Origin of the sequence: Terribacillus saccharophilus (genome assembly GCF_000725365.1) — a bacterium.
GTDB lineage: Bacteria > Bacillota > Bacilli > Bacillales > Amphibacillaceae > Terribacillus > Terribacillus saccharophilus.
In genome coordinates, this window is the sequence record NZ_CP008876.1 from 2,648,657 (window position 1) to 2,664,298 (window position 15,642).

Annotated in this window: 13 protein-coding genes; 11 read left to right on the forward strand and 2 right to left on the reverse strand. The window is 44.2% G+C overall.

Annotation, left to right across the window (positions count from 1 at the left end; translation table 11 throughout):
• Positions 1-4: 4 nt before the first annotated feature.
• Complete coding sequence (locus tag GZ22_RS13300) at positions 5-1,177, reverse strand: galactokinase (RefSeq protein WP_038563396.1); 1,173 nt, start codon at positions 1,175-1,177, stop codon at positions 5-7.
• 175 nt (positions 1,178-1,352) lie between these two features.
• Here GZ22_RS13300 and GZ22_RS13305 point away from each other — a divergent pair, with 175 nt between their 5' ends.
• The 7 genes from GZ22_RS13305 (at position 1,353) to GZ22_RS13335 (ending at position 9,487) form a co-directional block, all read left to right on the forward strand.
• Positions 1,353-2,357 (forward strand): LacI family DNA-binding transcriptional regulator, encoded by a 1,005-nt coding sequence (locus GZ22_RS13305; protein WP_038563398.1) that lies wholly within the window; start codon positions 1,353-1,355, stop codon positions 2,355-2,357.
• Positions 2,358-2,497: 140 nt separating this feature from the next.
• The gene (ganS, locus tag GZ22_RS13310; protein ID WP_038566069.1) at positions 2,498-3,748 is read left to right on the forward strand and encodes a galactooligosaccharide ABC transporter substrate-binding protein GanS; all 1,251 of its coding nucleotides are present in this window, start codon (positions 2,498-2,500) and stop codon (positions 3,746-3,748) included.
• A 57-nt stretch (positions 3,749-3,805) separates the two neighbouring features.
• Positions 3,806-5,062 carry a carbohydrate ABC transporter permease gene (ganP, locus tag GZ22_RS13315; RefSeq protein ID WP_038563401.1) on the forward strand — a complete coding sequence of 419 codons (1,257 nt, stop codon included), beginning with the start codon at positions 3,806-3,808 and terminating at the stop codon, positions 5,060-5,062.
• A 2-nt stretch (positions 5,063-5,064) separates the two neighbouring features.
• Positions 5,065-5,907: a galactooligosaccharide ABC transporter permease GanQ gene (gene ganQ, locus GZ22_RS13320; RefSeq protein WP_038563404.1), complete on the forward strand. Its 843-nt coding sequence runs from the start codon at positions 5,065-5,067 to the stop codon at positions 5,905-5,907.
• A 21-nt stretch (positions 5,908-5,928) separates the two neighbouring features.
• Positions 5,929-7,983, forward strand: coding sequence for a beta-galactosidase (locus tag GZ22_RS13325; RefSeq protein WP_038563406.1), 2,055 nt, complete (start codon positions 5,929-5,931; stop codon positions 7,981-7,983).
• Between the two features lie 100 nt (positions 7,984-8,083).
• Complete coding sequence (locus GZ22_RS13330) at positions 8,084-8,950, forward strand: SDR family oxidoreductase (protein ID WP_051748272.1); 867 nt, start codon at positions 8,084-8,086, stop codon at positions 8,948-8,950.
• A gap of 108 nt (positions 8,951-9,058) precedes the next feature.
• Positions 9,059-9,487 (forward strand): hypothetical protein, encoded by a 429-nt coding sequence (locus GZ22_RS13335; RefSeq protein WP_038563409.1) that lies wholly within the window; start codon positions 9,059-9,061, stop codon positions 9,485-9,487.
• A gap of 101 nt (positions 9,488-9,588) precedes the next feature.
• On the opposite strand, the gene GZ22_RS13340 is transcribed toward GZ22_RS13335, so the two are convergent.
• Entirely contained in the window at positions 9,589-9,987 is a 399-nt protein-coding gene (locus GZ22_RS13340) for a DUF3221 domain-containing protein (RefSeq protein ID WP_123921908.1), read from the reverse strand.
• Positions 9,988-10,409: 422 nt separating this feature from the next.
• On the opposite strand from GZ22_RS13340, the gene kdgD reads away from it, so the two are divergent.
• The 4 genes from kdgD to gudD all read left to right on the forward strand — a co-directional run bounded on the left by kdgD (position 10,410) and on the right by gudD (position 15,634).
• Entirely contained in the window at positions 10,410-11,354 is a 945-nt protein-coding gene (kdgD, locus tag GZ22_RS13345) for a 5-dehydro-4-deoxyglucarate dehydratase (protein ID WP_038563412.1), read from the forward strand.
• A 3-nt stretch (positions 11,355-11,357) separates the two neighbouring features.
• The gene (gene gucD, locus GZ22_RS13350; RefSeq protein ID WP_038563415.1) at positions 11,358-12,824 is read left to right on the forward strand and encodes an alpha-ketoglutaric semialdehyde dehydrogenase GucD; all 1,467 of its coding nucleotides are present in this window, start codon (positions 11,358-11,360) and stop codon (positions 12,822-12,824) included.
• Between the two features lie 107 nt (positions 12,825-12,931).
• Positions 12,932-14,251 carry an MFS transporter gene (locus GZ22_RS13355; RefSeq protein WP_245609733.1) on the forward strand — a complete coding sequence of 440 codons (1,320 nt, stop codon included), beginning with the start codon at positions 12,932-12,934 and terminating at the stop codon, positions 14,249-14,251.
• A gap of 18 nt (positions 14,252-14,269) precedes the next feature.
• Positions 14,270-15,634: a glucarate dehydratase gene (gene gudD, locus GZ22_RS13360; RefSeq protein ID WP_051748273.1), complete on the forward strand. Its 1,365-nt coding sequence runs from the start codon at positions 14,270-14,272 to the stop codon at positions 15,632-15,634.
• The last annotated feature ends 8 nt before the right edge of the window (positions 15,635-15,642 follow it).

A 15,642-nucleotide genomic window follows, 5' to 3' on the forward strand; every position in this document is an offset into this window, starting at 1 on the left:
CCTTTTATGCTAGTTCCTTTGCACCGTCGCCGATTGTTGCGGTATAGAAGGTTGCTTCATATCCGATTTTTTCTTTATAGTGTTGCTGGATACCTGCTTGAACAGCGTCCGCTTTATCTTTTTCCACTAGTGCAATAGCACAGCCGCCGAATCCAGCACCAGTCATACGGGCGCCAAGAACGCCATCCTGTGCCCAAGCAGCTTCAACAATCGTATCGAGTTCCTGTCCGGTCACTTCATAATCATCCCGCAGTGAACGATGCGAATCATTCATCAATTCCCCGAATGCAGCCAAGTCATGCCTTTGGAGTTTCTTTAGTGCCTCAATTGTGCGATTGTTCTCGTACACGGCGTGGCGTGCCCGTTTGACGTGAACGGGATTGCTGATTAATGTATGGTGCTGTTCAAAAATATCTGGTGTAAGCTCACCGAGACTATTAATCTTCAGTTCTTGCTGTAAATCCTGCAGAGCAGCTTCGCATTCTGATCGTCGTTCGTTATATTTTGAGCCAGATAATGTTCGTTGTTTATTCGTATTGGCGATTAAGATGACATGTTCAGACAGATCCACAGGGGCATGCTCATAGTCCAATGTATTGCAGTCAAGCAAAATGGCGTGTCCTTGTTTGCCCATTCCAACTGAAAATTGGTCCATGATACCGCTGTTTACACCGATATATTCGTTTTCCACCCGTTGCCCAAGCTGTACAAGCGGAATTCGTTCCATTCCAAGTCCGTACACACTATCAGCCAATACACCTGTGACTAGCTCTATAGAAGCGGAAGAAGAAAGACCCGCGCCATTCGGTATATCACCATAAAAAAGGATATCCATACCAGATGTTATTTTATCGGTAGCTTGGTGCAAATAAAGCAGTACACCTTTTGGATAGTTGGCCCAATTATCTTCAGAACGATAGGCAAGATCATCTAATGTCCGTTCAATGATACCGTTTTCAGAAAAGTTCATGCTGTAAAATCTGAGTAAATTGTCATTGCGCTTTACAGCCAAAGCGTAAGTGCCATAGGAGATTGCTGCTGGAAATACATGTCCTCCATTATAATCGGTGTGCTCGCCAATCAAATTGATTCTTCCGGGAGCAAAGAATTGGCGTGGTGTTTCTGAAGTTTGAAAGATCTCTTGAAATGAAGCTGTTAAATTCGGGTTAACCGTCATTACAATTCCTCCTAAATAGACTTTATTAATTTAATTAACTAAGTTAGAGATAGTGTACTACAAGGCGAAAGTGGAAGCAAGAAATACTTCCATACAAAAGTCAGTATAAAGTTTTAGTAAAAAGTTTACTATCATTAGCTTATCTGTCATAATTCAAAGCAGAAGAGGTGAGAGAATGGCGACGATCAAGGATATTGCGAATGAAGTAGGATATTCCGTTTCGACAGTTTCGAGAGTGCTGAATCACGATGACAGCCTTTCTGTGACTGAAGATACGAAGGACAAGATATTCGCTGTGGCAGAACGGCTGAACTACCGGAAGAAGGAAGTTCATATGCGCATCAAACAAATAGCATTTCTTTATTGGGTAACAGATACAGAAGAGCTGGAGGATGTTTACTTCAAGACGATGCGTAAAGCGCTGGAACAATGTGCGAAAGAACGAAATGTCGAAATGACCTTGTACAAAAAAGAAGATGGGATAGAAGCTGTCCCGGATACGATTCAAGGTTTTATGGCGGTAGGGAGCTTTACTAAGGCGGAGCGCAAAAAACTTCAGACTCTAAGTAAGAATGGTGTTTTCATAGATTCAGCACCAGATCCAGATCACTACGATGCTGTACGTCCGGATTTAGAATGGATGACAAGAAAGCAGATAGACCATTTATTGCAGCAAGGGCACCGGCATATCGGCTTCATTGGAGGTACTTTTCAAAACCCGGATACGATGGCAGATGAGATGGATCTTAGGGAAAAGGCCTTTCGATCCTATATGGAGCAAAAGGGTATACTTGATGATCAATCAGTTCTCTGCAGGCGTGGTTTCAGTGTTGAAAATGGCTATGGCTTAATGAAAAAAGCGATAGATGAACTGGAGATTTTGCCTAGTGCATTCGTTGCAGCAGCTGATCCGATTGCAGTTGGTATGCTTCAGGCGTTAAACGAAGAAGGTATCGCTATTCCTGGCCAAGTGAGTGTAATCAGTATCAATAACATCAGTGTTGCAAAATACGTTTCACCTCCGTTGACGACCATCCGCATCGATCTGAGTGAAGTATGCAAGACTGCTATTGATTTGCTTTTGGAACAGATATTGAGTAAACGGACATTATCCAAAACAGTACTAATTACTGGAGAGATTGTCGAAAGAAAGAGTACTTTGACGAAAACGACTGACTAAAAAGGTCGTTTTTTGTTTGCGTAAATTATTTACCGTATATAAGTAAAATAATTGTTTACTTCGTATTACTATAATGCTATCTTTATTGTTGTAAACGCTTTCAACAAAAGGAGTGGGGTCGGGTGAAAAGGAAAAAGCTAATGCTTGGCTTGGTATCTGGTTTGATGACGGGAGTTTTGCTGGCTGGATGTGGACCGCAAGAGAGTGGTGCTGATGGTAGTGAGTCAGAGAAAAGTGACAAATTGGTTATTTGGGAAGATAAAGAGAAAGCCATCGGTATCGAAGACGCTGTTGCTGAATTTGAGAAAGAACATGATGTGACGGTAGAGATAATTGAGAAGAACTATGCGCAGCAATTAGAAGATTTACGCCTGGATGGTCCAGGAGGGTCAGGACCGGATGTATTCACAATGCCGGGAGATCAAATGGGATCGGCTGTAACAGAGGGCTTGGTGAAAGAAATAGCTGTAGATGAAGCACTCCAATCCACTTACACGGAGTCAGCCATGCAGTCACAGATCGTTGATGGCAAAGTGTATGGACTTCCGAAAGCCGTTGAAACGACGATGCTCTACTATAATAAAGATCTTATTACCGAAGAAGAACTGCCACAGGATTTGGAGGGGTGGTTCAATTATTCTAAAGAAGTCAGGAAAGGCGAGCAATACGGCTTTCTTGCACAGTTTGATCAGACGTATTACGCCAATAGCGTTCTGAGTGGTTATGGTGGATATGTCTTTGGCAAGAACGGTGATGGTACATTCAATCCGGAAGATATCGGATTAAACAATGAGGGATCTGTAGAAGGAGCGAATGAAATTAAACGTTTCTACGATGAGAAGATCTTCCCAGCTGGTATGGTAGGTGAGCAAGGTATCAATGTAATCGAATCGCTGTTTACTGAAGGAAAAGCTGCCGCTATCATTTCAGGTCCATGGAACCTGGAACCATTTGAATCAGCTGGAGTCGACTATGGTATTGCTTCCTTGCCGAAGCTATCAAATGGGGAGAACATGCGTGCATTCATCGGAGTTAAAAGCTATAACGTAAGTACTTTCTCAAAGAATGCTGAGTTGGCAGAAGAGCTAGTAAAGTATTTGAGTAATGAAGAAGTTTCTAAGGTTCGTTATGAAAAAACAAAAGAAGTTCCAGCAGTGAAGGCGCTGGCAGAAGATCAGGAAGTAATGGAAAGTGATGCTTCTAAGGCAATTGCGGAACAATCACAGTTCTCTGATCTTACACCTGGTATACCGGAAATGAATGAAGTATGGAAACCTACGGATGCTGCCCTGCAGACAATTGCGACTGGAAAATCTGAGCCGCAGGAAGCACTTGATCAGGCGGTAAAATCTATTGAAGGTCAAATAGAGGCAAATCACGGCGGAAAATGATAGGGACGCGCCGGCATTGTGCCGGCGCGTATTTCCTATGTACGAGGAGGAGTATTCATGCAGCATCGTAAAGTAGCATTGTTGCTATCGATCATACCAGGTTTCGGTCAGTTTTATCATCGGCAATGGCTGAAAGGATTATTGTTTCTGCTGATAACCGTTTCTTTCTTTGTTGCATTTAAAGATCTGTTGAATATGGGATTGTGGGGTATCGTCACGCTTGGGACTGAGCTTCCAAGAGATAACTCGATTTTCTTGCTGGCAGAAGGACTCATAGCGTTGATTGTTATCTTCCTAGGTTTGATAGTCTATTATTTGAATCTGCGGGACGCCTATAAAACAGGCATTATGCGAGATAACAAACAGACACTGTATACACTCCGGCAGCAGTATCAGCATGTGCTGTTCAAAGGTTATCCGTATTTGATCAGCGGACCAGCATTCTTATTGCTATTATTTGCAGTCGTTTTCCCAATCCTTTTCAGCTTTGCGATCGCCTTTACGAATTATGATCTATATAATTCACCACCAGCTAAACTGGTCGAATGGGTCGGGTTCAGTACATTCAAGGAAATCTTCACTGTCGACATCTGGCGCTCAACTTTCTTCGATGTACTTGCATGGACGGTAGTCTGGACAATCGTTGCGTCCACGCTGCAAGTCGCACTAGGAATCTTTCTCGCAGTAGTTGTAAATCAAAAAGAAATCCGTTTCAAAAAACTGTTTCGTACGATTCTCGTCTTGCCATGGGCAGTTCCTGGATTCGTCACCATCTTGATTTTTGCTGGCTTATTCAATGATAGCTTCGGAGCGGTGAACAACGATATCCTGGCTGCACTAGGCATCGACGCCATCCCTTGGCTGACAGATCCAAACTGGGCACGATTCGCACTGATCATGATGCAAGGCTGGCTTGGTTTCCCGTACATTTTTCTTGTGACAACAGGTGTGCTGCAATCGATACCTGAGGACTTGTATGAAGCAGCGACAATTGATGGGGCGTCTGCCTTTTCAAAATTCCGCCACATTACCATGCCAATGATTCTATTGTCGATCTCGCCCATTATCATCACGCAATTTACATTCAACTTTAATAACTTCAATATTATCTATCTGTTTAATGCAGGAGGGCCGGCGGTTCCGGACTCCACTGCCGGCGGTACAGATATTTTAGTTTCGTGGATTTATAAACTGACAATGCAGTCCAGCCAATATGCATTGGCAGCTGCCCTGACGATCATGTTATCAGTTGTTGTCGTATCCATTGCATTATGGCAGTTCCGAAAATCAAGTACATTCAAGGAAGGAGCATAAGCATGCGCAATCGATCTCGTTTGATTCGCCTTACACTTTCCTATGGTGTGCTGATTGTTATGTCGATTATGATTCTGTATCCGCTCGCGTGGACAATTGGCGCAAGCTTCAACCCTGGAAACAGTTTAATCAGTACATCCATCATTCCGAAAAATCCGACGTTGGCACATTATAAGGAACTGTTCGAAGGCTCTGCTTCTCTGCCTTATGGGCAGTGGTATATAAATTCGGTTAAAATCAGCTTTTTCACGATGGTTGGTGCCATCATCAGTGTATCGTTTACAGGTTATGCCTTTTCGCGCTTCCGTTTTAAAGGCAGGAAAAACACATTGACCGTCTTTCTGCTGCTGCAGATGATTCCGCAATTTTCTGCACTGATCGCACTCTTTGTACTGGCGCAGATGCTGGATATGGTCAACAGTCATTGGCTGCTGATTCTGCTGTACATCGGTGGCTTAATTCCAATGAATACCTACTTAATGAAGGGCTATATGGATTCCATTCCGATGGAGCTTGATGAAAGTGCACGGATAGATGGTGCTAGCTTCACCCGGACATTTTGGCAGATTATCATGCCATTATCGAAACCGATGCTTGCGGTTGTCGCCATGAATGGGTTCACGGTGCCATTAGGAGATTTTGTTTTATCCTCCGTCATACTGCGAACGACTGAAGCCTATACGCTTCCGATCGGCCTATTTAACTTAGTAAATGAAGTAATGGGGGCAAGCTATACAACGTTTGCTGCCGGAGCGATCTTGATAAGTATTCCAATTGCCATCGTCTTCTTGCTGCTGCAGCGAAACTTTGTTTCCGGGCTGACGACCGGCGGAACGAAAGGATAACCAGAAAAGGGAGAGAAGAAAATGAATAAATCAAAGCGCGAGTTAAAAGCACCTTTTTTGCTGCATGGTGGAGACTATAACCCAGATCAGTGGCTGAAGTATCCTGAAGTTCTGAAAGAAGACATCGAATTGATGCAAACAGCACATACAAATACTTTCTCGGTCGGTATTTTTGCTTGGAGTGCATTAGAGCCAGAAGAGGGTGTGTACAATTTCGAATGGCTGGATAAGATTTTCGATGACATACATTCCTTTGGCGGCAAAGTGATATTGGCTACTCCAAGCGGTGCGCGTCCTGCTTGGATGTCCCAAAAGTATCCAGATGTACTGCGGGTCAATGCAGCGAGAGTAAAGCAGCTGCATGGCGGCAGACATAATCATTGCTTTACTTCTCCGACGTATTTGGAGAAAACGGAGAAGATAAACCGGAAGCTTGCAGAGCGGTACGGAAAGCATCCGGCTTTGCTGCTATGGCATATATCTAATGAGTATAGCGGCGATTGCCATTGTGAAAATTGCCAGGCTGCTTTTCGTGAATGGCTGAAAGAGAAATACGACGGAAATCTAGATGCCTTAAATGATGCATGGTGGGGACCGTTCTGGAGTCATACTTTTACAAATTGGGAGCAGGTAGAATCTCCATCGCCAAACGGAGAGGATGGTCTACATGGACTGCGATTGGATTGGCGGAGATTTTCGACAGATCAAACTGTACGTTTCATGGAAAATGAGTTGGTTCCTTTACGCGAGATAACACCGGATATTCCTGTTACAACGAACTTCATGGCGGACACACCTGATCTAATTCCATTCCGTGGACTGGATTACAACCGTTTTGCAGATAAAATTGACGTGATCAGCTGGGATGCGTATCCGACTTGGCATAATGACTGGGAGACAACAGCGGAGCTTGCGATGAAGGTTGGATTCATTGATGATTTATACCGGACACTGAAAGATCAGCCGTTTTTGCTAATGGAAAATACACCAAGTGCCGTAAACTGGCATCCGGTGAACAAAGCGAAGCGACCAGGCATGCACATCCTTGCTTCGATGCAGATGCTTGCTCATGGCTCAGACAGTATTCTCTATTTCCAATGGCGTAAATCACGAGGCTCAACGGAAAAGTTTCATGGGGCGGTCGTAGATCATGATCGTTCTCCAGATAATCGTGTATTCCAAGAAGTTGCGGAGCTGGGCAAGAGTATGGAAAAGCTTGCAGCACTAAAGGGAACGCATCGCGCAGCCGAAGTTGCATTCTTGTATGACTGGGAAAACGACTGGGCGTTGGAAGATGCGCAAGGATATGGATTGGATTCCAAGCAATATATCAGAACGATGCATGCACATTACCGGCCATTTTGGAAACAGGATATTCCAGTGGACGTCATTATGAAAGATCACGATTTTTCCAAATATAAGCTTTTAGTTGTCCCGATGCTTTATATGATGAATAACGAGACTGCCGCAAAACTCGAGTCGTTTGTAAAAAATGGAGGAAAGCTTGTAATGACGTACATCAGCGGCGTAGTAAATGAGCATGATCTTGTACACGAAGGAGCATGGCAGGATAAGCTCACAGCTATTTTCGGAATACGACCATTGGAAACAGACACACTCTATCCGCGAGATCGCAATCAAGTACTTTATAGAAGTAAACAGTATGAAGTGAAGGATTATGCAACAGTGATTGAGCTTACAGGGGCAAAGACTTTAGGGAATTATGAAGAAGATTTCTATAAGGGGACATCAGCTGTTACCGAGCATGCCTATGGAGAAGGCGTTGCTTATTATATCGGTGCTAGATTAGAGGGGGCATTCCAGGACGACTTTTATGCGGAACTGCTGGAAACAGAGCAGATCTACCCGCCAGTCGGAATTACGAAGCAAGAAGGGGTATCCATTCAAGTGCGCTATGATGCAAACTCCTCGTTTGTCTTTGTTATGAATTTCAGTGAGGAGACGAGAGAAATACAGCTGGATCAACTGTATGAAGATGTGCTGGATGGAGGGAATGTAGAAGGAGATATACAGCTGGCTTCCTATGAGGTGAAAGTGCTTCGTATCAGCAAGTGATAAAGGCGAAGCTTCATAGTATTACTTTCGGTTCTACGTTTCATAGCCATGAAGATGTGGAAAGGTATTGTATCAATTAAGATACAAAGGAGACTTTTCTATGGAACCGAAAGATATGATGAATGGCTCAACTAGTACTCACCAGCAGGACCGTCAGCCGGGTATTGAAGCAAAGATGGATCCACTGCCGCTTCAGCCGCTTGATTACAAAGGAGTCGGCAGATTGGAAGGGAAAGCTGCACTTATTACAGGCGGTGATTCCGGTATTGGCCGTGCTGTTGCCATCCTTTATGCAAAAGAAGGTGCGGATGTCGCGATTTCCTATCTCGATGAAACAGAGGATGCAGAAGAGACGAAGCGTCTTGTGGAAGCGGAAGGCAAACGCTGCTTGCTGCTGCCAGGTGACATCAAGGATGAGGAGCATTGCATCAGCTTAGTCGAGAAGACAGTTGAGGAATTCGGTAAAATCAATATCCTTGTAAATAATGCAGCTATTCAGTATGTGCGAGAGGATGTTCTGGAAATCTCTTCCGAACAATTTGAAGAAGTATTCCGTGTTAACTTCTTCTCCCAATTCTATCTGACGAAAGCAGCCGTGCGTCATATGAAAGCAGGAGATTCTATCATTAGTACGTCTTCCATCAATGCTTACCGCGGCAACCCTATGTTCATGGACTATTCTGCGACAAAAGGTGCTATCACGGCTTGGACGCGCAGTATTGCACAAAGCCTTATCAAGAAAGGAATCCGTGCTAACTCTGTTGCACCAGGTCCAGTTTGGACGCCGCTCATCCCGGCTACTATCGGGGAAGACAAGATTGAGCAGTTCGGACAGGATAGCTTGATGGGACGTCCGGGCCAGCCTTCCGAGCATGCGTGGCCATATGTAATGCTTGCATCCGATGAAGCTTCTTATATGACTGGTCAAGCAATCCACATCAATGGAGGATCATATACATCTTCCTAATATCTAAAAACCCTGTCCATAGACGGGGTTTTTTGTTTGTCTTTTAAAAGGAAAGGGAAAAGATTCCTACTACTAAATAAGCAAATTAATTTGGAAGGAGGGATGGCTATGTATATCAAGTTCCATGATGAGGATCACGAAATCAAATATCAGAATTTGCGTGCTGGAATCGGTAATGCGGAAGTGCTGCAGCATAAAGGCTGCCTTGCTGTTCTATATCTAATGGCGGGTGACAGCAGGCTGTACAAGCTATTCAAACCATATTTCAAGTTTGACAGCTGTCAGTTTGATTACCGTCAGATGCTGGCTGAGTATGAACTGACAGGGGATTTACAGAAGCTTGCTTCACTTGGTGCCCATCTCTTTGATGGCCAGGTAGAAGTAACACCGATGTTGCTGGATGGATTGCAGGAGGATCGAGTATGGTTCCTAGCATGGAATGCTGTCATGATGCGAAAGTTCGGTACAGTTACAGGCTACGAGGTACCTTCGAATAAGTTCTTTGGCGGATTCATCCAAGAAGATTTCAGTGTTTAGAAAAAAGTTTTCCTTTCGATAGGAAACAAATAAAAGGAACAAGCATTTTAATAATTGCTTGTTCCTTTATTTTGTTTCCTTTGAAGTAGTTAGATCCTGCACTATTCTTTCTCCCCTTGATTATTCTTAGTAGTTATCCAATAAGCTTCACCACCTGCTGGAGCAGATGCCTCGACTAAACCATTGAAGTAGATTTCTACTTCCTGGCCAGGAGATAGATCCTTAATTATGGCATCGGGAATATACGAAGGTAAATCAAACACAGTGCCTTGATGCTCATACATTTCTGTTAATTCACTTTCTGATTTATTTAATATATCGTGAGGGGAGCTTTCAACTACCCAAATGGAAGGATGATCTTGCATATCGTTCTTACTCTGTACCTCTATAATAACGCCACTATGAGTTGGGATAAAAGTGAAGATAAGCAGCACTGCTATAAACATTGACCCTAAAATAGTCACAATGATAATAAAAAGACGCTTTCTTGTGGTATTCAAAATTACACTCCTTTCACCATTAATCTTCTTTAAAGTCTGCAGATTTACCTTCTTCATAAGCTAAACTTACCTGCTTGTATATGTAGGAACTATTTTTATGCAAAAAAATATCCAATGAACGAATTCATTGGATGCATTTGAACCATTTTGTAACAGATTAAGATATGGGGGGTTAGTTGTTGTATAACCGATTGGAAGAGAAATGAAACCAAATATCTGAAGAAATACGGATAGGGATTAGGTCCTTTTTTTTATGCTGTATTTTATAGTTTGTCTGCTGATGTTTTGTTTAGAGAGCATTTTTGCCTTTTGTATAATTTTCTTCTGCATTTTTATCGAACTAAAAAGATATTTGCACTTTTGTTCATTTGTAATACAATTAAACAAACGGATTTGATAACGCTTACTTTAGGAGGTACGCTATGGGACAATCAACAGGGATAGCCAAAGGTATTCTAGGGTTTCCAGTGGCACCATTTACTGAAGCCGGAAAGCTCGATGAACAAGCATTGTTTGAGAATATCCGCTTTCTTGTAGAGGAAGGTCTGGATGCCATTTACATCGCTTGTGGATCAGGAGAATTTCAGTCACTGGATAGAAAAGAGTATGAAGTGATGATTGATACAGCGATTGAAGCAGTTGCTGGCAAGGTTCCGATTTATACAGGAGTCGGCGGTAATCTCCGTACTGCTGTTGAACTTGCAGCAATATCAGAAGAAAAAGGTGCTGATGGATTTTTGCTTCTTCCTCCTTATCTAATACAAGGGGAGCAGGAAGGACTTTACCAGTATGCAAAAGAAATATTCGAGAGTGCCCCAGATTTGGATGCAATTATCTATCAAAGAGATAATGCTATCTATTCGGTTGAAACAGTCAGGCGGTTGGCAGCTTTTCCTCAATTGAAAGGGTTTAAGGATGGCGTCGGAAATATGGATTTAAACATTTGTCTGACGCAGGAATTCAAAGGAAGACTGGACTTCCTGAATGGTATGCCAATGGCGGAGGTTACAATGCCTGCCTACGTACCACTCGGAATAACGACCTATTCATCAGCTATTTCAAATTATATCCCGCATATTTCCCGGATGTACTACGAGGCGCTGTTAGCAGGAGATCAAGATACGCTTGATGCATTATATGCTGATGTCATTCTCCCAATCAACAGCATACGGAAACAGAGAAATGGCTATGCAGTTTCCTTGATTAAAGCAGGAATGGAGATCATCGGCTTGCAGACAAGAGGGTATGTTCGTCCTCCTGTTGTACCCGTAACCAAAGAGCACTATAAAGAAATGGAACAGATTCTTTCAAAAGCGCTGAACAAATACCCGCGCAGGGAGAAAATTTCAGAGATAAAGGAGAGCTAATACATGGCTACAAACGTAACAACGAATGTATACCGTAACTTTATCAATGGTAAATGGCAGGAATCAGAATCGGCAGAGCATATCACAGTCAGCAATCCAGCAGATACCAGCACTCCTGTCGGTCAGATTCAGAGTTCGACAAGCGCAGACTTGGATGCAGCTGTGGAAGCAGCACATGCAGCACGGAAGGAATGGCGTAGCTTATCGGGTGCTGCCAGAGGAGAGTTCCTCTATCGAGCTGCTGCAGTCCTGGAGGAACGCACCGAAGAGATTGCTGTATCTGCTACAAAGGAGATGGGAAAAACATTGCCGGAAGCTCGCGGCGAAACACAGCGCGGCATTGCCATCCTAAAGTATTATGCAGCGGAAGGGATGCGGAAGACAGGTGACGTCATACCATCGACTGATCCTGGAGCCTTCATGTATACAACACGCGTTCCTTTAGGAGTCGTCGGTGTTATTGCTCCTTGGAATTTCCCTGTTGCGATTCCTATCTGGAAAATGGCTCCCGCACTTATTTACGGCAACACAATCGTGTTTAAGCCAGCTTCTGAAACTGCTATTACGGCAATCAAGATAATCGAGTGCTTCGAAGCAGCAGGATTTCCAAAAGGAGTTATCAATCTGGTAACCGGTGCAGGTTCTGTCATCGGGAAAGGATTGGCTGAACATCCAAAGGTAAATGGTATTACGTTCACAGGATCCAATAATGTCGGAAAAGGAATTGGCTTAACCGCATTGGAGAGAGGTGCCAAGTATCAGTTGGAGATGGGCGGGAAGAATCCAGTCATTGTAGCTGCTGATGCAGATATAGAACAAGCAGTGGATGCAACAATAAGCGGTGCATTCCGTTCTACCGGCCAGAAATGCACGGCAACAAGCAGGGTCATCGTAGAAGCGCCAATATATGATGCATTCCGGGATAAGCTGATTGAAAAGACGAAAGAGATAACGATTGGTAACAGCCTCGAGCAGGATGTATGGCTTGGGCCAATTGCAAGCAAAGCTCAGCTGGACAACTGCCTTCATTATATCCAGAAAGGTATTGAAGAAGGTGCTAAGCTTATCCTCGGCGGTGAGCAGCTGACAGATGGAGACTATGCTAAGGGCTTTTACGTCCAGCCGACGATCTTTGAGGATGTAACTAATGATATGGTGATTGCCCAGGAAGAGATTTTTGGTCCTGTTATCGCGCTGATAAAAGTGGATTCAGAGGAAAAAGCAATAGATGTGGCGAATGATGTTAAATTCGGGTTAAGTGCATCCATTTTCACGAAAAACATAAGTCGATTCCTGCAGTTTGTTGAAGATATGGAAGCAGGTCTTGTCCGTGTTAATGCAGAAAGCGCAGGGGTAGAGCTTCAGGCTCCATTCGGCGGGATGAAGCAGTCAAGCTCCCACTCGAGAGAGCAAGGAGAAGCTGCTAAAGAGTTCTTTACGAGCATCAAGACTGTATTTGTTAAAGGTTAGAGGGCTGCCTTAAGCCCTTTTTCCTTCTCGATAATTGATAACGCTTACAATAGAGCGGAGGAATGAAGCATATGGATAAAGTAAGAGATAACCTGCAGAATTCACAGATGAAAAAAACGAAGGTCCGTTGGTTTATCGTCATTATGTTATTCCTAGTCACATCTGTCAACTACGCTGACCGGGCAACGATCAGTATAGCGGGAGATGCACTGCAGTCAGATCTTGGATTGAATGCTGTCAGCATGGGCTATGTGTTTTCTGCATTCGGCTGGGCTTATGTAATCGGTCAGATACCTGGAGGGATTTTGCTCGATAAGTTCGGATCTAAGCTTGTCATCGGGATGAGTATCATGATTTGGTCGATATTTACGTTGTTGCAAGGAGCAATCGGATTTTTTGCTGCAGGAACAGCCATAATCGTCCTGTTTGCGCTCCGTTTCCTTGTTGGTTTTGCTGAAGCACCATCGTTCCCTGGAAACAGCCGCGTCGTGGCAGCCTGGTTTCCTAGTAATGAACGCGGAACAGCATCGGCTATCTTCAACTCAGCTCAGTATTTCGCACTTGTCATCTTTTCACCGCTGATGGGATGGCTGACATACAGATTCGGTTGGGAATCAGTTTTCTATGTAATGGGAGCTATCGGTATCGTTTTGGCATTCGTTTGGCTGAAAGTAATCCGTAATCCGCGTGAGCATCCAAAAGCGAACCAAGCTGAAATCGATTATATAGAAGCTGGTGGCGGCGTCGTGGATATGGATCAAAAAAAGGAAGATACAGGTACAAAAGAGAAACAATCTCAATGGCCATTTATTAAACAGTTATTGAAAAAGCGGATGCTGATCGGTATTTATATCGCGCAGTATTGTATTACGACACTAACTTACTTCTTCCTGACTTGGTTCCCTGTCTATTTGGTTCAAGGACGCGGTATGTCTATTTTAGAGGCTGGATTCATTGCTTCCCTTCCGGCTATATGCGGTTTCCTTGGAGGAATTCTTGGCGGGATGTTCTCAGACTTCCTGCTACGGAAAAATCTGTCCCTGACCATTGCGCGTAAGACGCCGATCATCATCGGTATGCTGCTTTCCTGCAGTATGATCATCTGTAACTACGTGGATGCGGAGTGGCTAGTGGTTGTCATAATGTCTCTTGCTTTCTTCGGAAAAGGCTTTGGAGCATTAGGGTGGGCAGTCGTGTCGGATACATCACCAAAGCAAACAGCAGGTGTCAGCGGCGGACTTTTCAATACATTTGGAAACATTGCTTCCATCACAACGCCGATCATCATTGGGTACATCGTCAATGCGACAGGTTCTTTTAATGGTGCACTTATATTCGTCGGAGCAAACGCACTTGTTGCCATCCTAAGTTATTTGTTCATCGTTGGAAAAATTGAGCGTGTGGAATTGGAAGCACCGACAAAATAATTGGAAGGGGATAGAAATATGAACCACGTATCAGAAAATATAAAAGCAGAGAAATCAAATCACGTGCCAGCTGTTACGGAAATGCAAGTGATTCCGGTGGCTGGCCGGGACAGCATGCTGCTTAATTTAAGCGGTGCACACGGTCCTTATTTCACACGTAATATTGTTATTCTCAAGGACAATACTGGAGCTGTTGGTGTCGGGGAGGTGCCTGGAGGGGAGAAAATCAGACAGACACTTGAGCAGGCAAAAGCCTTTGTAATCGGGGAGTCAATCGCCTCTTATCAAGCAATTCTCAATCAAGTTAGACAACAATTTGCTCATCAAGATGCAGGTGGTCGAGGTGAACAGACCTTCGATTTGCGTACGACAATCCATGCAGTGACAGCACTAGAGGCTGCGATGATCGACTTACTTGGTAAGTTTCTGCATGTTCCGGCCGCTGCACTTCTGGGCGAAGGGCAGCAGCGTAGCGAAGTGGATGTGCTTGGGTATTTGTTCTATATCGGTGATCGCGGACAGACTGATCTGAAGTACAAGAGTGAGCCTGATGCAACATCGGATTGGTTCCGTTTACGTAATGAAGAAGCATTAACACCGGAAGCCATCGTACGTCTGGCAGAGGCAACTTACGAAAAGTATGGTTTCCGAGATTTTAAATTAAAGGGAGGCGTATTGGCTGGTGAAGAGGAAATACAGGCAATTGAGGCATTAGCTAAGCGATTCCCGGATGCCCGTATCACACTTGATCCAAATGGGGCATGGTCACTGGATGAAGCAATCCGTCTCTGTAAAGGCAAGCATGATATCTTGGCGTATGCAGAGGATCCTTGCGGGGCAGAGAACGGCTATTCCTCACGCGAGGTTATGGCGGAATTCCGGAGAGCTACCGGCTTGCCGACAGCTACGAATATGATTGCTACGGACTGGCGTCAGATGGGGCACGCCATCCAGTCACAGGCGGTAGATATTCCGCTTGCCGATCCGCATTTCTGGACGATGCAGGGATCCGTACGTGTGGCGCAGATGTGCCATGAATGGGGACTCACCTGGGGCTCGCATTCCAACAATCATTTTGATATATCTTTGGCTATGTTCACACATGTTGCAGCGGCAGCACCTGGGAATATCACAGCTATCGATACACATTGGATTTGGCAGGATGGGCAGCGATTGACGAAGGAGCCTTATGAGATTACCGGAGGAAAGCTAGCGGTACCAGATAAGCCTGGTCTGGGAATCGAGATTGATATGGAACAGGTTGAGGAAGCTCATAAGCTGTATAAATCCATGGGACTTGGCGCTCGTGATGATGCTGCTGCTATGCAATATTTGATTCGGGATTGGAAGTTCAACAACAAGAAGCCTTGTCTTGTTCGATGATAGATGTG